This window comes from Skermanella rosea, from assembly GCF_016806835.2.
Taxonomy (GTDB): domain Bacteria; phylum Pseudomonadota; class Alphaproteobacteria; order Azospirillales; family Azospirillaceae; genus Skermanella; species Skermanella rosea.
Genome location: NZ_CP086111.1, coordinates 237,718 through 254,646, shown reverse-complemented (window position 1 = coordinate 254,646; position 16,929 = coordinate 237,718). Strand labels below are relative to the sequence as shown.

18 protein-coding genes and 1 other RNA gene are annotated in these 16,929 nt (G+C 67.2%); 11 read left to right on the top strand and 8 right to left on the bottom strand.

Features of this window, described 5'->3' with window-relative positions; all coding sequences use genetic code 11:
• Positions 1–12 precede the first annotated feature (12 nt).
• The 10 genes from JL101_RS01180 (at position 13) to JL101_RS01140 (ending at position 9,552) form a co-directional block, all read left to right on the top strand.
• Positions 13–1,479: a ribulose-bisphosphate carboxylase large subunit gene (locus JL101_RS01180; RefSeq protein ID WP_203096724.1), complete on the top strand. Its 1,467-nt coding sequence runs from the start codon at positions 13–15 to the stop codon at positions 1,477–1,479.
• Positions 1,480–1,658: 179 nt separating this feature from the next.
• Positions 1,659–2,075 carry a ribulose bisphosphate carboxylase small subunit gene (locus tag JL101_RS01175; RefSeq protein WP_203096723.1) on the top strand — a complete coding sequence of 139 codons (417 nt, stop codon included), beginning with the start codon at positions 1,659–1,661 and terminating at the stop codon, positions 2,073–2,075.
• Between the two features lie 12 nt (positions 2,076–2,087).
• Complete coding sequence (rpe, locus tag JL101_RS01170) at positions 2,088–2,795, top strand: ribulose-phosphate 3-epimerase (RefSeq protein WP_203096722.1); 708 nt, start codon at positions 2,088–2,090, stop codon at positions 2,793–2,795.
• Positions 2,792–3,691, top strand: a complete 900-nt coding sequence (cbbX, locus tag JL101_RS01165) for a CbbX protein (protein ID WP_203096721.1) — start codon at positions 2,792–2,794, stop codon at positions 3,689–3,691. Before rpe ends, cbbX begins: the two co-directional genes overlap by 4 nt.
• Before the next feature lie 65 nt (positions 3,692–3,756).
• Positions 3,757–4,863 (top strand): class 1 fructose-bisphosphatase, encoded by a 1,107-nt coding sequence (locus JL101_RS01160; protein WP_203096720.1) that lies wholly within the window; start codon positions 3,757–3,759, stop codon positions 4,861–4,863.
• Between the two features lie 4 nt (positions 4,864–4,867).
• Positions 4,868–5,743, top strand: a complete 876-nt coding sequence (locus JL101_RS01155) for a phosphoribulokinase (RefSeq protein ID WP_203096719.1) — start codon at positions 4,868–4,870, stop codon at positions 5,741–5,743.
• Between the two features lie 37 nt (positions 5,744–5,780).
• The gene (gene tkt, locus JL101_RS01150) at positions 5,781–7,811 is read left to right on the top strand and encodes a transketolase (protein ID WP_203096718.1); all 2,031 of its coding nucleotides are present in this window, start codon (positions 5,781–5,783) and stop codon (positions 7,809–7,811) included.
• A 31-nt stretch (positions 7,812–7,842) separates the two neighbouring features.
• Positions 7,843–8,889, top strand: a complete 1,047-nt coding sequence (gene fba / locus JL101_RS01145; RefSeq protein WP_203096717.1) for a class II fructose-bisphosphate aldolase — start codon at positions 7,843–7,845, stop codon at positions 8,887–8,889.
• Positions 8,890–8,980: 91 nt separating this feature from the next.
• On the top strand, positions 8,981–9,235 hold the full coding sequence (locus JL101_RS36865; RefSeq protein ID WP_407697376.1) for a DUF6883 domain-containing protein: 255 nt from the start codon (positions 8,981–8,983) through the stop codon (positions 9,233–9,235).
• 92 nt (positions 9,236–9,327) lie between these two features.
• Entirely contained in the window at positions 9,328–9,552 is a 225-nt protein-coding gene (locus JL101_RS01140; RefSeq protein WP_203096716.1) for a DUF4926 domain-containing protein, read from the top strand.
• Positions 9,553–9,798: 246 nt separating this feature from the next.
• On the opposite strand, the gene JL101_RS01135 is transcribed toward JL101_RS01140, so the two are convergent.
• The 7 genes from JL101_RS01135 to JL101_RS01105 all read right to left on the bottom strand — a co-directional run bounded on the left by JL101_RS01135 (position 9,799) and on the right by JL101_RS01105 (position 15,420).
• Positions 9,799–10,371: a hypothetical protein gene (locus tag JL101_RS01135; RefSeq protein ID WP_203096715.1), complete on the bottom strand. Its 573-nt coding sequence runs from the start codon at positions 10,369–10,371 to the stop codon at positions 9,799–9,801.
• Positions 10,371–10,568: a hypothetical protein gene (locus tag JL101_RS01130; RefSeq protein ID WP_203096714.1), complete on the bottom strand. Its 198-nt coding sequence runs from the start codon at positions 10,566–10,568 to the stop codon at positions 10,371–10,373. Before JL101_RS01130 ends, JL101_RS01135 begins: the two co-directional genes overlap by 1 nt.
• A gap of 170 nt (positions 10,569–10,738) precedes the next feature.
• Positions 10,739–11,128: a transfer-messenger RNA gene (gene ssrA / locus JL101_RS01125) on the bottom strand.
• Between the two features lie 41 nt (positions 11,129–11,169).
• On the bottom strand, positions 11,170–12,582 hold the full coding sequence (uxaC, locus tag JL101_RS01120; RefSeq protein WP_203096713.1) for a glucuronate isomerase: 1,413 nt from the start codon (positions 12,580–12,582) through the stop codon (positions 11,170–11,172).
• Positions 12,583–12,589: 7 nt separating this feature from the next.
• The gene (locus tag JL101_RS01115; protein WP_203096712.1) at positions 12,590–13,867 is read right to left on the bottom strand and encodes a TRAP transporter large permease; all 1,278 of its coding nucleotides are present in this window, start codon (positions 13,865–13,867) and stop codon (positions 12,590–12,592) included.
• Positions 13,864–14,379, bottom strand: a complete 516-nt coding sequence (locus JL101_RS01110; protein WP_203096711.1) for a TRAP transporter small permease — start codon at positions 14,377–14,379, stop codon at positions 13,864–13,866. Before JL101_RS01110 ends, JL101_RS01115 begins: the two co-directional genes overlap by 4 nt.
• 57 nt (positions 14,380–14,436) lie before the next feature.
• A complete protein-coding gene (locus tag JL101_RS01105) occupies positions 14,437–15,420 on the bottom strand; it encodes a C4-dicarboxylate TRAP transporter substrate-binding protein (protein WP_203096710.1) in 984 nt (327 codons plus the stop codon).
• A gap of 162 nt (positions 15,421–15,582) precedes the next feature.
• On the opposite strand from JL101_RS01105, the gene JL101_RS01100 reads away from it, so the two are divergent.
• On the top strand, positions 15,583–16,302 hold the full coding sequence (locus JL101_RS01100) for a GntR family transcriptional regulator (RefSeq protein ID WP_203096709.1): 720 nt from the start codon (positions 15,583–15,585) through the stop codon (positions 16,300–16,302).
• A 4-nt stretch (positions 16,303–16,306) separates the two neighbouring features.
• On the opposite strand, the gene JL101_RS01095 is transcribed toward JL101_RS01100, so the two are convergent.
• Positions 16,307–16,852, bottom strand: coding sequence for a biotin transporter BioY (locus JL101_RS01095; RefSeq protein ID WP_203096708.1), 546 nt, complete (start codon positions 16,850–16,852; stop codon positions 16,307–16,309).
• Positions 16,853–16,929: the final 77 nt, after the last annotated feature.

Genomic DNA, 16,929 nt, shown 5'->3' with positions numbered 1-16,929 from the left:
AGGAAACGAATAATGGAAGTGGTCGCGGATCGCGTCATCACCGACAAGAAGGCCCGCTACAAGCCGGGTGTCCTCAAGTACAAGCAGATGGGCTACTGGGACCCCGACTACGAGGTCAAGGACACCGACATCCTCGCCGCCTTCCGCATCACGCCCCAGGACGGCGTCGATCCGGAGGAAGCCGCCGCGGCCGTCGCCGGCGAGTCCTCCACCGCGACCTGGACCGTGGTCTGGACCGACCGCCTGACCGACTGCGAGAACTACCGCGCCAAGGCCTACCGGGTCGATCCCATCCCGGGCGCTCCCGACCAGTACATGGCCTACATCGCCTACGACCTGGACCTGTTCGAGGAAGGCTCGATCGCCAACCTGACCGCCTCGATCATCGGCAACGTCTTCGGCTTCAAGCCCCTGAAAGGCTTGCGCCTCGAGGACATGCGCATCCCGACCGCCTACCTGAAGACCTTCCAGGGGCCGGCGACCGGTATCATCGCCGAGCGCGAGCGGCTGAACAACTATGGTCGTCCCCTGCTGGGCGCCACCATGAAGCCGAAGCTGGGCCTGTCCGGCCGCAACTACGGCCGGGTCGTCTACGAGGCGCTGAAGGGCGGCCTGGACTTCACCAAGGACGATGAGAACATCAATTCCCAGCCCTTCATGCACTGGCGCGACCGGTACCTCTACTGCATGGAAGGCGTCAACAAGGCGATCGCCGAGACCGGCGAGATCAAGGGGACCTACCTGAACGTCACCGCCGCCACCATGGAGGACATGTACGAGCGGGCGGAGTTCGCGAGGGAGCTGGGCAGCGTCATCATCATGATCGACCTGGTGATCGGCTACACCGCCATCCAGTCCATGGCGAAGTGGGCCCGCAGGAACGACATGATCCTGCACCTGCACCGCGCCGGGCACTCGACCTACACCCGCCAGAAGTCGCACGGGGTGTCGTTCCGGGTGATCGCCAAGTGGATGCGCATGGCCGGCGTCGACCATATCCACGCCGGAACCGTCGTCGGCAAGCTGGAAGGCGACCCCAACGTGATCCGCGGCATCTACGATACCTGCCGCGAGACCCATGTGCCGAAGCGGCTTGAGCACGGCATCCTGTTCGACCAGCCCTGGGCCAGCCTGAAGAAGATGATGCCGGTGGCGTCCGGCGGCATCCATGCCGGCCAGATGCACCAGCTTCTCACATATCTGGGCGACGACGTGGTGCTCCAGTTCGGCGGCGGCACGATCGGCCATCCCGGCGGCATCCAGGCCGGAGCCGTCGCCAACCGGGTGGCGCTGGAGACCATGGTCAAGGCCCGCAACGAGGGGCGCGACATCTGGAACGAAGGGCCGGAGATCCTGGCCAGGGCGGCCAGATGGTGCCAGCCGCTGCGCGCGGCGCTGGATACCTGGAAGGACGTGACGTTCGACTACGCCTCGACCGACAGCGTCGACTACGTCCCGACCCCGACGCCCGCCTTCTAGCCGTCAGCCGTAGGTCGGCCTCGGCCGAAGGCCGACGCCGACAGCGCGGCCGGAGAGTGGATGCGATGTGTCGGCGTTCGCCCTGACGGGCGAAGGCCGACCTCATCAAGACCATTAGGCCCCGCTCCACGGGACAGCCTCACCGCATGTTCGCCGCGAACCCAAGAAGGACCATTCCCATGCGCCTGACCCAGGGCCAGTTCTCGTTCCTTCCGGACCTGACGGACGACGAGATCAAGCAGCAGATCACCTACGCGCTCAGCCAGGGCTGGGCCGTCGCGATCGAATCCACCGACGATCCCCACCCCCGCAACACCTATTGGGACATGTGGGGCACGCCGATGTTCGACATCGTCGACGCCGCCGGCGTGATGATGGAGGTCAACGCCTGCCGCAAGGCGAACAAGGGCAAATACGTCAAGGTGCTGGCCTTCGACGCGAGCAAGGGCTTCGAGAGCATCCGCATGTCCTTCATCATCGACCGCCCGGCCGAGGAGAAGGGCTTCGAGCTGGTCCGCGCCGAGGGACCCGGCCGCCAGGTCAACTACACCGTCCGCAGCTACGCGACCGAGAAGCCCATGGGCGCGCGGTACTGAGGGAGCGAAGAAATGAGCAGCGGCGGCTTCCGGATCGCCCCCAGCATCCTGTCGGCCGACTTCGCCCGGCTGGGCGAAGAGGTCGAGAACGTCATCGCGGCGGGGGCGGACATCGTCCATTTCGACGTGATGGACAACCACTACGTTCCCAACCTGACCATCGGGCCGCTCGTCTGCGAAGCGATCCGGCCCCGAACCCGCGCCCCGATCGACGTCCACCTCATGGTCAAGCCGGTGGACGCGCTGGTGCCGATGTTCGCCAAGGCGGGCGCCGACATCATCTCGTTCCACCCGGAAGCGTCGGAGCACGTGGACCGCACCCTGGCGCTTATCCGGGACCATGGCTGCAAGGCGGGGCTGGCCTTGAACCCGGCCACCCCGCTCCAGCACCTGGACCATGTGATGGATCGGCTCGACCTGATCCTGGTCATGTCGGTCAACCCGGGCTTCGGCGGCCAGGGCTTCATCCCGGAGGCGCTGGCCAAGATCGCCCAGGTCCGCCGCCGGATCGACTGCCACGCGGCGGAAATCGGGCGGGAGATCTGGCTGGAGGTGGACGGCGGCATCAAGGCCGGCAACATCCGCGCCGTCGCGGAGGCCGGGGCCGACACCTTCGTCGCCGGCTCGGCGATCTTCGGCGCCCGCGGAACGGACGGCTCCTACCGGGAGGTCCTGGCCGACATGCGGAACGCCCTGGAACCGGCAAGGAGGGCGGCATGACCGCGCTGGCCGCCGACACGCAGGCTTCCCCCCGGACCTCCGTCGATCTCGACGCGCTCTACGCCGCGTCGAACATCGGCGAGATCCTGGAACAGCTCGACCGCGAACTGGTCGGCCTCGTCCCGGTCAAGGCCCGCATCCGCGAGATCGCGGCCCTGCTGCTGATCGACCAGGCGCGCCGGCAGCTCGGCCTCGCGACCGACCCGCCGTCGCTGCACATGAGCTTCACCGGCAACCCCGGCACGGGCAAGACGACGGTGGCCCGGCGCATGGCCGGCATCCTCCACCGCCTGGGCTATATCCGCCGCGACCATGTGGTCTCGGTGACCCGCGACGACCTGGTCGGCCAGTATATCGGCCACACCGCGCCCAAGACCAAGGAGGCCTTGAAGAAGGCCATGGGCGGCGTGCTGTTCATCGACGAGGCCTATTATCTCTACCGGCCCGAGAACGAGCGCGACTACGGGCAGGAGGCGATCGAGATCCTGCTCCAGGTGATGGAGGACCACCGCGACGACCTCGTGGTCATCCTGGCCGGCTACAAGGACCGGCTGGACACCTTCTTCTCCAGCAACCCGGGCATGGGATCGCGCATCGCCCACCACGTGGACTTCCCGGACTTCCGATCGGACGAGCTGTTCGACATCGCGGAATCCATGACGGGATCGATGCATTACCGCCTGTCCGGCGGAGCCGCCGCCGCCCTGCGGGAATATATCGAGCGCCGCATGGAGCAGCCCCGCTTCGCCAACGCCCGCTCGATCCGCAACGCGCTCGACCGCGCCCGCCTGCGCCAGGCCAACCGGCTGTTCGCCCGGGGCGGCGTGCTCGACGCCGACATGCTCCAGACCATCGAGGAGGCCGACATCCGCGCGAGCCGCGTCTTTACTCAATAGCCCCGCCAAGCTTACAAACATAAGCAAACAATAAGAACGACGACGATTTCCCAGGGAGAAGTCATATGCCGCATCGCAGCATGACGTTCGCGAAGTTCATCATCGAGGACCAGCGCCGACGCGGCGGTCCTGACGCCGAACTGACCGCGCTGCTGAACGATGTCCAGACCGCCTGCAAGCTGATCGGGGTCACCGTGTCGCGCGGGCCGCTCCACAAGCACCGGACCGCTCCCGGAACCGCCCCCGGGATCAACGTCCACGACGAGGAGCAGAAGCCCCTCGACGTCACCGCCAACGAGATCATGCTGGATACATGCAGCTGGGGCGGCAAGGTCTGCGGCATGGCGTCGGAGGAAATGGCCGAGTTCTACGCCGTTCCTCCGCCGCACCGGAAGGGCCGGCACCTGCTGGTGTTCGACCCGCTCGACGGTTCCTCCAACATCGACGTCAACGTGACGGTCGGCACCATCTTCTCGATCCTGCGGGCACCGCCGGGCGACGCCGACCCGACCGAGGCCGACTTCCTGCGGCCGGGCACCGAGCAGGTGGCGGCAGGGTTCGCGCTCTACGGCCCGACCACCATGATCGTGGTCACGCTGGGCGCCGGCGTCCACGGCTTCACCCTGGACCGCGAGGTCGGCAACTTCAACCTGACCCATCCCGACATGCGCGTGCCGGAGGAGACCGGCGAGTTCGCGGTCAACATGTCGAACGAGCGCTACTGGGAGCCTCCGGTCCGGCGCTACGTGGAGGAATGCGTCCAGGGAAAGGCGGGTCCCCGGGGCAAGGACTTCAACATGCGCTGGATCGCGTCGCTGGTCGCCGAGGTCTACCGCATCCTGATCCGCGGCGGGTTGTTCATGTATCCGTGGGACACGCGCGACGCCGCCAGGCCCGGACGCCTGCGCCTCCTCTACGAGGCCAATCCCATGGCGATGATCCTGGAACAGGCGGGAGGTGCCGCCTCCACCGGCCGCGGGCGCATCCTGGACATGGTGCCGACGGCGCTCCACCAGCGGGTGCCGCTGATCCTGGGCTCGAAGGCCGAGGTCGAGCGCATCGTCCGCTACCACGAGGCCCACGACCGGGGCGAGGACCGGGTGTTCGACTCGCCCCTGTTCAACACCCGCTCGCTGTTCCGCCTGCCGGCCGGCGCAGCAGGAGGATCATGATCCCATGTCCGTCAAGCATCCCATCATCGCCATCACCGGATCGTCGGGCGCCGGCACCACCACGGTCCGCCACACCTTCCAGCAGATCTTCCGCCGGGAGCAGATCACCGCCGCGATCATCGAGGGTGACGCCTATCACCGCTACGACCGCGCCGAGATGCGCCAGCGCCTCGCCGAGGCCCAGCGCCAGGGACTGACCAGCTTCAGCCATTTCGGCCCCGAGGCGAACCTGTTCGAGGAGGTCGAGGCGCTGTTCCAGGGCTACGGCGAGACCGGCACCGGGACGACCCGCAAATACCTGCACAACGCGGAGGAGGCGGCTCCCTACGGCCAGGAGCCCGGCACCTTCACCCCGTGGGAGCCCCTGCCCGAGCCGACCGACCTGCTGTTCTACGAAGGGCTGCACGGTGCCGTGAAGACCGAGACGGTGGACGCCGCCCGCCATGCCGACCTGCTGATCGGCGTCGTGCCGATCATCAACCTGGAATGGATTCAGAAGCTCCACCGGGACAAGATCTCGCGCGGCCATAGCCAGGAGGCGATCGTCGACACGATCCTGCGGCGGATGCCCGACTACGTGAACTACATCTGCCCGCAGTTCAGCCTGACCGACATCAATTTCCAGCGGGTGCCGACGGTGGACACGTCCAACCCCTTCATCGCCCGCGACATCCCCAGCGCCGACGAGAGCATGCTGGTGATCCGGTTCCGCAACCCGCGGGGCATCGACTTCCCCTACCTGCTGTCGATGCTGAAGGACAGCTTCATGTCCCGGCCCAACACCATCGTCTGCCCCGGCGGCAAGATGGCGCTCGCCATGCAGCTGATCATCACGCCGCTGATCTGGCAGCTGATGGATCGCAAGAAGAAGGCCCACTGAAAAGGGCAATCGTAAAAACGCCCGCGGAGGAAACGCGATGACTGAGACGCTGACCGCCGAGGCCCAGGCCCCGGCGACGGACCGACGCACCCTGGCGAACGCGCTCCGCATGCTCGCGATCGACGCGGTGGAGAAGGCCAGGTCCGGCCACCCCGGCATGCCCATGGGCATGGCCGACATCGCGGAGACCCTGTGGAACCGCCACCTCCGCCATGATCCCGCCGACCCGCGCTGGCCCGACCGCGACCGCTTCGTGCTGTCCAACGGCCACGGCTCCATGCTGCTCTACGGGCTGCTGCACCTGACCGGCTACGACCTCCCGCTCGATGAGCTGAAGGCTTTCCGCCAGCTCCATTCCCGCACCCCCGGCCATCCGGAATGGGGGATCACGCCCGGCGTGGAGACCACCACCGGCCCGCTCGGCCAGGGGATCTGCAACGCGGTCGGCATGGCGCTGGCCGAACGGCTGCTCGCCGACGAATTCAACCGCCCCGGCCACGCGATCGTCGACCACCGAACCTTCGTCTTCGTCGGCGACGGCTGCCTGATGGAGGGCATCTCCCACGAGGCCTGCTCGCTGGCCGGCACGCTGGGGCTGGAGAAGCTGGTCGTCCTCTACGACGACAACGGCATCTCGATCGACGGGCACGTCCAGGGCTGGTTCACCGACGATACCCCGGCCCGGTTCGAAGCCTATGGCTGGCGCGTGATCCGCGACGTGGACGGCCACGATGCCGCCGCCCTGGACGACGCCTTCGCCCGGGCCTTGGCTCCCGACGGCAAGCCCGTCCTGGTTTGCTGCAAGACGGTGATCGGCTGGGGCGCCCCGAAGAAGGCGGGAACCCACGACGTCCACGGGGCACCCCTCGGCGCCGACGAGACCGCCGCCACCCGACAGGCCCTCGGCTGGCCCTATCCCGCCTTCGAGATCCCCGCCGAAATCCGCGACGCCTGGGACGCCCGTGCGCGCGGCGCCAAGCTCCGGCAGGACTGGCAGCGGCGCTTCGACGCCTATGCCGCCGAGCACCCCGACCTCGCCGCCGAATTCACCCGCCGCATCGCCGGCCGGCTGCCGGACGATTTCGCCGAGCGTGCCGAAGGTTTCATCGCCGCCACGGCGGAAGCGGCCCAGACCGCGGCGACCCGCAAATCGTCCCAGCGCGCCATCGAGGCGCTGGCCCCCCTGCTGCCCGAACTGCTCGGCGGCTCCGCCGACCTGACCGGCTCCAACCTGACGAACTGGCCGGCCTGCCGGACCGTCTTGGGCACCGGCGGCGGCAACTACGTCCATTACGGCGTGCGCGAGTTCGGCATGACCGCCATCGTCAACGGCATCGCCCTGCATGGCGGCCATATTCCGTTCGGCGGCACCTTCCTGGTGTTCTCCGACTATTCCAGGAACGCGCTCCGCCTGTCGGCGCTGATGGGGCTGGGCACGATCCAGGTCTTCACCCATGACAGCATCGGCCTGGGCGAGGATGGCCCGACCCACCAGCCGATCGAGCACGCGGCCAGCCTCCGCCTGATCCCGAACATGGATGTCTGGCGCCCGTGCGACGCGCTGGAAACCGCAGTCGCCTGGCGCGCCGCCGTGGAGCGGCGCGACGGCCCGACCAGCCTGCTGCTGTCCCGCCAGAACCTGCCCGCCCAGCCGGGCGGCGCCGACCGGGGCCGGGCGGCGGCGCGGGGCGGCTATGTCCTGGCCGAACCCGACGCGGGGACGCCGGAACTGGTCCTGATCGCGACCGGGTCCGAGGTTCCCCTCGCCTTGGCCGCGCGCGACCTGCTGGCAGCCGACGGCATCGCGGCGCGGATGGTGTCGATGCCGTCCACCACGGTGTTCGACCGTCAGGACGCCGGCTACCGCAGGGCCGTGCTGGGGAGCGACGTCCCCCGGCTCGCGGTCGAGGCCGGCCGCACCGACGGCTGGTGGAAATATGTCGGGCCGGACGGCGCCGTCGTCGGCATCGACCGCTTCGGCGAATCCGCCCCGGCGGAGGCACTGTTCCCCTTCTTCGGGCTGACGCCCGAGCGCGTCGCCGAAACCGCCCGCGCGCTGCTCCGATAAATCGAAAACAGAAGATCCCCCGGAGGAAACCATGGCTCTCGTCGCGATGCGCCAGTTGCTGGACCACGCCGCCGAACACGGCTACGGCCTGCCCGCCTTCAACATCAACAACATGGAGCAGATCCGCGCGATCATGCTGGCGGCCGACGCCTGCGACAGCCCGGTGATCCTCCAGGCCTCGGCGGGCGCCCGCAAATATACCGGCGAGGCCTTCCTGCGCCATATGGTGGAGGCCGCGGTCGAGACCTGGCCGCACATCCCGATCGTGCTGCACCAGGACCACGGCGCCAGCCCGGCGGTGTGCCAGCGCTCGATCCGATCCGGCTTCACCAGCGTCATGATGGACGGCTCCCTGCGGGAGGACATGAAGACGCCGGCCAGCTTCGAATACAATGTCCGGGTGACCCGGCGGGTGGTGGAGATGGCGCACCCCGTCGGCGTCTCGGTCGAGGGCGAGCTGGGCTGCCTGGGATCGCTGGAGACCGGCCAGGCCGGGGAGGAGGACGGCTCCGGCGCCGAGGGCACGCTGGGCCGCGACCAGCTGCTGACCGACCCCGACCAGGCGGCGGACTTCGTCCAGGCCACGGGAGTGGACGCGCTGGCGATCGCGATCGGCACCAGCCACGGCGCCTACAAGTTCTCCCGCCGCCCGACCGGCGACATCCTGGCGATCGACCGCATCCGGGAGATCCACGCCCGCCTGCCCAACACCCACCTGGTGATGCACGGCTCCTCCTCCGTGCCGCAGGAATGGCTGGACGTCATCCGCGAGCATGGCGGCGAGATCAAGGAGACCTACGGCGTCCCGGTCGAGGAGATCCGGAAGGGCATCCGCTACGGTGTCCGCAAGGTCAACATCGACACCGACATCCGCCTCGCCATGACCGGCGCGGTCCGCCGCCTGCTGTCCCAGCAGCCCGACGAGTTCGACCCCCGCAAATTCTTCGCCGCAGCATTGACCGCCGCCAGCGACCTCTGCCGCGCCCGGTTCGAGGCGTTCGGCAGCGCCGGCCAAGCATCCAGGATCAGGCCGATGACGATGGAGCGGGTGGCGGAGAGTTATATGGCCGCGGCGTGAGGGGGGAGGCGCGAAAGGCTTTGACTTGACGGTTGGTCCGAATGCAGGAGTGACGCTCCCCGATCGATATTGCAGGTGCCGAGCGCACGCCATGGACACTGTGCCGAACTCCCATCTGGCGGTAGTCGAGGAGAGCAAGATCAAAGGAGATCTGCTATCCGAAAACCACCCGACAGGGCGCAACAAATCTGCCTACTTCCGTAGCTTTGGCTTTCGAGCCGACTCATCGAGCATCTTCAGGGACGCATTGCTCCTCCACCTGAGTACGAGTGACTTTATTTCGGCAACCTCATCGGAGTTCGGCACCAAATATGTCGTTGAGGGGCCGTTGCTTCCGCCCGATTAAAGAAATCAGCAGGTTAAAGTGGCTTGGTTCGTCGCAAGATGTACAATCATCCCCGGACTGGTGACAGCCTATCCGACACGTGGAGGTCAGCGATGATCAAGGAACTCGACCCCGTCGTTTTGACCAAGGACCTTCCCGAGGAAGGACTGCAAGCCGGTGATGTGGGCTGCATCGTGATGGTCCATGCTGGCGGAGTTGGTTATGAAGTCGAATTTGCCACACTGACGGGCGAAACCATCTCCGTCGTGACTGTTCCCGACCACGCAGTCAGGGCAGTAGGCGATAGGGAAATCCCCCATGCAAGGATGGTGGCTTAGAGCGGTCCCCGATCAGGTTGAACCGCTCCGGTCCTCGCAGCCTGCCGTTCCACTCGCTGCACCGTGTTGCGCCATGGGCCCAACCTACGGCTCGATGCAGGACGGAGGTGATGCGGGCCGACGGTCGTAGGTTGCGCCCACGGCGCAACGCATCGGATCAGCTGTCTCGGGCGGATCGACCTGATCGTGTACAGCTCTAGGGATCACGGCTCTTTCCCCAAGAACCGACACCGACCGAACTCCGCCTCAGGAAGCACGCTTATAGTATTTGTCGAATGGAGGCATGTCCAGGGGAGACGCCGTAGCCAATTTCGGGCAGTGAGTTGCAATGACGTCGAAGGTCACGCCAAGCATCTCCTGATTGATGTGGCGTCGCGACAGGACGTAAAGTAACTCGGGATGCCAGACCAGTGGATGAACCTTGAGGATCGTTTCGGATGCGAACCTGAGCGCCGCCAACTCCTGGAGCTTGCTGGACAGCTTCATCGCCCTCACGTCCGTCGGATTGATGCCCGACGTATTCACATGAACGATGCGATACCGTGAAAGCCGGAATACGAGTATTCCAGCCAGCTTTCCGATCGACAGCCCGTCGAACCTATCCGGCCCGCCAGACTTGGACGTCAGGGTAACGCGGCGCGCCAACATGATCATCAGATCCTTGCGAGCCTCGCTCAACGCAAGGGACAGCTCGCTGCTTGAAACGTCGATCAGGGTGTCGGGCAACCCGTTCTCCTCCGCTATGGAAGAGACGGCTTCACAGAACAGGACCGCCAGCTTGTCCTGAACTTCCACCGGCAAAAGGTCCGGGTCCCGCATCAATCGAATTTCGTAGCGTACTGGTAAAGAGTCTCCCAGTCCGGCTTTTCGGTTATACGGTTGTTGATGATGGCCGATACGTCGGCTGCCGTGCGGACACCCGAATTGACATGGACTTCCGAAGACGCGACCGCTCTGGCGGCTTGCAGTTCCTGGATGAATTGGCTGTTGCTCTTCTTTATGTCGGCTAACTTCATCGGTCGCGCTCTTCCCCAAAACTTCACATGTAAAAATACCACTTTCGACGCAGGATTAGCAGTGGGATGGCAGATCAGTCAGGGGGTTTCAGGTGAGCCAGGCCGCCGCATCGATGCGGTCGCTCCCCCTCGCCCATACGCAAAAAGGGCGGGGTTGCCCCCGCCCTTCCTGGGAATATTCTGTTGCTAGGCCATTCCAGCCCCGCCTAGTTTCACCACGGCCACCGTTAGGCAGCTACGCGGAGATCCTGAGCATTGTGGTTGTCATTTGCGACATTCACAAGTTGTCGGACGAGCCTTTCCCCGAGGGGATCAGCGGGCGTACCTCACCCAACGTCTAAACGACCCTTATTCACCCACGTCGATCCTAATTCGCCCCCATCGGACAAGCCCTCACTCCGCAGAGGTTTGGCCTGATGGCCCGCAGGCCATGCCCCGCTCATCACGAGGTCTTTTGGTGGAGGCGGGGGGCATTGCAGCCCCCGTCCGCCAGGTCTTATATGATCGCAGTCCCGGACGGCCCGAGGGCCGCCCTGCAACGCTGTCCTCTAGATAAGCCTTGGCGGCGGGATTCGCAAGCCCTTCCCGGGACCGGCCAGCCTCACAGCCGGTAGGCCTTCTTCGCCAGGCGATAGGCCAGATCGACCGCCACCTCCCGCGCCTCGTCCTCGTCCAGCCGGTGGTCGGCCACCAGGCCGGCCAGATAGGCGCAATCGATCCGGCGGGCGACGTCGTGCCGGGCCGGGATCGACGGGAAGGCCCTTGTGTCGTCGTTGAAGCCCACGGTGTTGTAGAAGCCCGCCGTCTCCGTGGTCTGCTCGCGGTAGCGGCGCATGCCTTCCGGGCTGTCGTGGAACCACCAGGCCGGGCCGAGCCGCAGGACGGGATAATGCCCCGCGAGCGGCGCCAGTTCGCGCGCATAGACCGTCTCGTCCAGCGTGAACAGGATGACCGTGAGGTCCCGCTCGTTGCCGAACCGGTCGAGCAGCGGCTTCAGCGCGGTGACGAACTCGCCCCGGACCGGGATGTCGTCGCCCAGGTTCGGCCCGAAGGTGCGGCGCATCCAGTCATTGTGGCCGCGGTGGACGCCGGCATGGATCTGCATGACCAGCCCGTCCTCCAAGCTCATGCGCGCCATCTCGGTCAGCATCTGGCCGCGGAACAGCTCGGCTTGGGCGGGAGTCGCCCTGCCGGACACGATGGTCTCGAACAGGGCCGCCGCCTGGTCCGGGGGCAGGTCCGCGGTGAACGCCGTCGGGTGGCCGTGGTCGGTCGCGGTGGCACCGCAGGCCATGAAGTCGCGCCGCCGCCGCGCCAGGGCCGACAGATAGCCCTTCCAGCCCAGGGTGTCCTCGCCGGTGATCCTGCCCAGCGCCTCCAGGTTGGCGAGGAAGCCCGGGGTGTCCGGATCGACCACGGGATCGGGCCGGAAGGTCGTCACCACCCGTCCCCGCCATCCCGACGATTGGAGCGCCTTGTGGTGCTCCAGCGTGTCGAGCGGGGATTCCGTGGTGGCCAGCACCTCTATGTTGAACCGCTCGAACAGGGCGCGCGGCCGGAACTCCGGTTTCGCCAGGCACTCGGCGATCCGGTCGTAGATCGCGTCGGCGGTGGCCGCCGACAGCCGCTCCGTCACGCCGAACACATGCTCCAGCGAATATTCCCACCACAGCCGGGTCGGCGTCGCCCGGTACAGGTGCCAGTGCTCGGCCACCGTGCGCCAGATCCGCCGCGGATCCGTCTCGACCGGGCCGACCCCGGCCGCCCCGTCCCGAGGCCGCACGCCCAGGCTCTCCAGCGGGATGCCCTGGCTGTACAGCATGCGCAGCAGGTAATGGTCCGGCACCACCAGCAGGGTGGCGGGGTCGGGGAACGCCTCGTCCAGGGCGAACCAGGCCGGGTCGGTATGGCCGTGCGGGCTGACGATGGGCAGGTCCCGGACCTCGGCATGGAGCCGGCGGGCGATCGCCCGCGTGCCGGGATCGGCCGGGAACAGTCGGTCTTCGTTCAGCATGGCGCTCTCACATCAGGGCGTTCGGCAGGAACAGGACCAGTCCGGGCCACAAGGCGAGGACCGCGACCAGCAGCAGGATCGTGAAGATGAAGGGCAGCGATTCGACCACGTACTCCTCCACCGGGCAGTCCAGCAGGCTGCACACGGTGTACATCGCGACCCCCACCGGCGGCGTCATCGATCCCAGCGTGACGATGGTCATCATCAGGATGCCGAAATGCACGGGATCGACGCCCAGCGGCGTCACGATCGGCAGGAAGATCGGCGTCAGCAGCAGCACCAGCACCGTGCTCTCGATGAACAGCCCGGCGACGAACAGGAAGAACAGCACCAGCGCCACCACCAGGATCGGCTCGCGAGTCAGCCCGGTCATCGCTTCGGCGATGCTCTGCGGCGCCTGCTCGAAGATGATGGCGTAGCCGACCATGCCGGAGAACAGGATGATCAGCATGATCAGCCCGGTATCCACCACGGCCTCGTACAGGGATTCCATCACGCCGGCCCAGGTCAGCTCCCGGTGCAGCAGGAACCCGACGACGGCGGCATAGATCACCGCGAAGGCGCCGACCTCCGACGGGGTGAACAACCCGCCGCGGATCGCGACCAGCAAGGCGACCGGGAACAGCAGAGCCCACTTGGCGTCGGCGACCGCCGCCCAGACCGACCGCAGGGTCGGCCGCTCCGCCAGTTCGGCGCGGTAGCCGCGCCGGCGCGCGATCAGCCACACGGTGACCATCAGCCCGGCCATCATCAGCAGCCCGGGGATGACGCCGGCCAGGAACAGCCTGCCGACCGACACGTTGCCGACGAAGCCGTACAGGATCAGCCCCAGGCTCGGCGGGATGGTCGCGGTGATCAGCGAGCCCACCGCGATCGTGGCGCAGGTGAAGCCCCTGGAATAGCCCCGCGCGATCAGGCTGGGGCCGAGGATGCGGGCCTCCATCGCCGCGTCGGCCACCGCCGACCCGGAGACGCCGCCCATCAGGGTGGACAGCACGATGCAGACCTGGGCCAGTCCCCCCGACATCCACGACACCAGCACGCTGGAGCAGGCGATCAGCCGGGTGGTGATGCCGGTCCGGTTCATCATGTGGCCGGCCAGCACGAAGAACGGCACCGCCAGCAGCGGGAAGCTCTGGGACGCGGTCGCGACCTGCTGCACGCCGATCGACATCGGCATGATCTCGTTCGTCGCGAAGAACGAGAATCCGGCGATCCCGATGGCGAAGGCGATCGGCAGGCCGAGCCCCATGAGGACGAAGAAGGTGACGGCGAGCAGGGTCATGGGACGACCTCCTCGGCATGGATGGCGGATGGGGCGGCGAAGACGGGTTCAGGCCGGGTGCGCAGGCCGCGCGCGGTCCGGACCATCTGGCCCGCCAGCGTGACGGCCAGCAGCAGGCAGCCGATCGGCACCGCGCCCGTCACGAAGGCGTAGCTGATCCCGCTGTCGCCGAACTGCCGTTCCAGGTTCAGCATGGTCAACTGATAGCCCATGACCACCATGGTCAGCAGGAAGACCAGCACCACGGCGCCCAGGACCAGGTCGACCACCGCCCGCGTGGTCGGCGGCAGGCGCTTGACCAGATAGTCGATGCCGATATGGGCGCGCTTCCTCAGCGCCATGTCGGCGCCGAGGAAACTGACCCAGACGAACAGGAGCTGCGCCAGGTCCACCGACCAGACCAGGGGATAGCCGAACCAGCGCATGACACCGGCGGCGAAGACGAGAAGCACGATGATGGCGAGGAGGAGCGTCGCCAGCAGCCCCTCCCCCTTGATCAGCCAGGATGTCATGGCGGCAATCCTTCTTGTCGGCGGGCCTTCTTGACGGCGGGCCGGGGGGCAGGCGCGTCAGTTCTGGAGGATCTTCTCGATCTCCTGGTGGAGCTCGGTATATCCCAGCTTGTCGTAGACCGGCTTGGTGGCCTCGCGGAACGGGGCGACGTCGATCTCCGCGATCGTCATGCCCTGCTCCTTCATCTGCCTCTCGTACTCGGCCAGCGACGCCTCGGTCGCGCGGGACGCGTTGTCGCCCGCCTTGGTCGATTCCTCGCGCAGGATCTGGCGGTACTCGGCCGGCAGCTTGTCGAACCAGGCGGCGCTGGTGACGATGCCGGTGATCAGGTTGATGTGGCCGGTCTTGGTGACGTGGCTGGTCACCTCGTACAGCCGGGAGCCGTAGCTGGCCGGGTGCTGGGCCTCGACCCCGTCGATCACCTTCTGCTGGAGGGCGGTATAGACCTCCGACCAGCCCATCGGCGTCGGGGTGGCGCCCATCGCGCGGATCGTCTCCATCCAGACCGGGGCGCCCGGCGTGCGCATGCGGACGCCGCTCAGGTCCGCCGGCGTGGCGACCGGCTTGTTGGTCAGCACATGGCGCTCGCCCTGCCACCAGTTGAACGACAGGACCTGGTGCCCCGAAGCCTTGCGCAGCTTCTCGACCCACTGCTCGAACAGCGGGGAGGTGACGACCTTGCGCACGCCTTCATAGCCCTGCGCCAGGTACGGCCCGCCGAGGACGCCGAACTCCTTGGTGAAGACGGCGAGGCGGCCGCCGTCGACCACCACGGCGACGCCGGCCCCGGCCCGGGCCTGCTCCAGCACGTCCTCGTCCTTGCCGAGCTGGGACCCCGGGAACAGGCGGACGGAAACCTTGCCGCCGGTCCGCTGCTCGACGTTCTTCTTGAATTCCTCCAAGCCCTTGTACAGCGGGTCCTGCTGCGCCAGGGCGGTGTTGACACTGAGGGTGTAGTCGGCGGCGAAGGCGCTGCCGGCCATGGTGGCCAGGGCCATGCCGAGCGTGGCCGCGCGCCACGTGCGGGTGATGAAGCTCATTGTCTCCTCCCTAGAGGGCTTGCCTGTGTTACAGAGGCGTTCTTGAAGCTCACTGGTATGGTAGTATACAAGAATGGTATTGGCAATGCCCTTGCGACGGCGCAGAATGGGCAGCACCATTCGCCCCGTGGGGATGGTCGGGAAAGGGACGGAAGGACGGCAATGCTCAGCAGGATCGAAACGGACTCGGCCGAGCCGGTGGCGAAGCGCGTCTTCCAGGCCCTGCGCCAGGCCATCGTCACGATGCAATTCAGCCCCGGCCAGCCGCTGTCGGAGCAGGAGGTCGCCACCCAACTGGGCGTCAGCCGCCAGCCGGTCCGCGAAGCCTTCATCAAGCTGGGCGAGTCGGGCCTGGTGACCATCCGCCCGCAGCGCGGCACCTTCGTGGTCAAGATCTCGGTCAAGCAGGTGATCGACGCGCGTTTCGTCCGCGAAGCGGTCGAGGTGGCGGTCGCCCGCAAGGCCGGCGAGGATCTGCCGGCCGCCGCCCTCCGCGACCTGCGCGACAACCTGCGCGCCCAGCGCGCCGCCGCCGAGGACAGCACGCCCGAACGCTTCCTCGACCTGGACGAGGCGTTTCACCGGACCATCGCGCTGGGAATCGGCTGCGAATACGCGTGGCGCGTGGTCGAGGAGACCAAGGCCCAGATGGACCGCGTGCGTTATCTCAGCCTGCCCCGCGCGACGCCGCTCGACCGGCTGATCCACCAGCACGAGGCGATCGTCGACGCGATCGAGGCCCGCGATCCCGACGGGGCGGAGGCCGCGATGCGCCGCCACCTGCGGGAGATCCTGACCTCCCTGCCCGAGCTGGAGCAGCGCTTCCCCGACCTGTTCGATGGCGCCGCGGCGCCGGCGGCACGGCCCACCTGCGCCGCCTGAGGTTTCAGCCCCGGATGACGGGGTAGCTCCGGTTGACCGTGTGGGCGACGAAGGCGGCGACGACGGCCTTGACCAGGTCGCCGGGGATGAAGGCCATGGAGCCGGCGGCGGCCTGGAACAGCGGCAGGCCGGCGACCAGGCTCACGCCGACGATGCCGATCGCATAGACCACGAAGATGCCGCCCACGGCGCAGGCGATCAGCAGGCGGGCGAAGGTCAGGCGGCTGCGGAAGCGTTCGGTCAGCCAGCCGACCACGAAGGCGCCGACCGGCCAGGATAGCAGGAAGCCGGCGGTCGGGCCGAAGAACACGCCGAGGCCGCCACGCCCTCCCGACAGCAGCGGCAGGCCCACCGCCACCAGCGCCAGGAACAGCAGGATCGCGAAACCGCCGCGCCTGGCCCCCAGGATGGAGCCGGCGAGCATGACGCCCATGGACTGGGCGGTGATCGGCACGGGGATGAACCCGACCGGGATCGGCGGCATCAGGCCCAGGGCCGCCATGATGGCGGCGAACAGGGCGATATGGACCATGTCGCGGGTGGTCAGCATGTCGGTCTAGTCCGGTACTTTGTGGAAAATCTGGAAGGTTTCTTGCCGAGGCGCGGAGACATGGCGCGCCGGCGCGG

Bases quoted from the DNA above. Each gene is read 5' to 3' on its own strand.
- JL101_RS01130 (WP_203096714.1), bottom strand. From the start codon at position 10,568: ATGAAGTTAGCCGACATAAAGAAGAGCAACAGCCAATTCATCCAGGAA.
- tkt (WP_203096718.1), top strand. From the start codon at position 5,781: ATGACTGAGACGCTGACCGCCGAGGCCCAGGCCCCGGCGACGGACCGA.
- JL101_RS01140 (WP_203096716.1), top strand. From the start codon at position 9,328: ATGATCAAGGAACTCGACCCCGTCGTTTTGACCAAGGACCTTCCCGAG.
- JL101_RS36865 (WP_407697376.1), top strand. From the start codon at position 8,981: ATGGACACTGTGCCGAACTCCCATCTGGCGGTAGTCGAGGAGAGCAAG.
- fba (WP_203096717.1), top strand. From the start codon at position 7,843: ATGGCTCTCGTCGCGATGCGCCAGTTGCTGGACCACGCCGCCGAACAC.
- JL101_RS01160 (WP_203096720.1), top strand. From the start codon at position 3,757: ATGCCGCATCGCAGCATGACGTTCGCGAAGTTCATCATCGAGGACCAG.
- rpe (WP_203096722.1), top strand. From the start codon at position 2,088: ATGAGCAGCGGCGGCTTCCGGATCGCCCCCAGCATCCTGTCGGCCGAC.
- JL101_RS01135 (WP_203096715.1), bottom strand. From the start codon at position 10,371: ATGCGGGACCCGGACCTTTTGCCGGTGGAAGTTCAGGACAAGCTGGCG.
- JL101_RS01175 (WP_203096723.1), top strand. From the start codon at position 1,659: ATGCGCCTGACCCAGGGCCAGTTCTCGTTCCTTCCGGACCTGACGGAC.
- JL101_RS01110 (WP_203096711.1), bottom strand. From the start codon at position 14,379: ATGACATCCTGGCTGATCAAGGGGGAGGGGCTGCTGGCGACGCTCCTC.
- JL101_RS01155 (WP_203096719.1), top strand. From the start codon at position 4,868: ATGTCCGTCAAGCATCCCATCATCGCCATCACCGGATCGTCGGGCGCC.
- JL101_RS01180 (WP_203096724.1), top strand. From the start codon at position 13: ATGGAAGTGGTCGCGGATCGCGTCATCACCGACAAGAAGGCCCGCTAC.
- cbbX (WP_203096721.1), top strand. From the start codon at position 2,792: ATGACCGCGCTGGCCGCCGACACGCAGGCTTCCCCCCGGACCTCCGTC.
- uxaC (WP_203096713.1), bottom strand. From the start codon at position 12,582: ATGCTGAACGAAGACCGACTGTTCCCGGCCGATCCCGGCACGCGGGCG.
- JL101_RS01105 (WP_203096710.1), bottom strand. From the start codon at position 15,420: ATGAGCTTCATCACCCGCACGTGGCGCGCGGCCACGCTCGGCATGGCC.
- JL101_RS01095 (WP_203096708.1), bottom strand. From the start codon at position 16,852: ATGCTGACCACCCGCGACATGGTCCATATCGCCCTGTTCGCCGCCATC.
- JL101_RS01115 (WP_203096712.1), bottom strand. From the start codon at position 13,867: ATGACCCTGCTCGCCGTCACCTTCTTCGTCCTCATGGGGCTCGGCCTG.
- JL101_RS01100 (WP_203096709.1), top strand. From the start codon at position 15,583: ATGCTCAGCAGGATCGAAACGGACTCGGCCGAGCCGGTGGCGAAGCGC.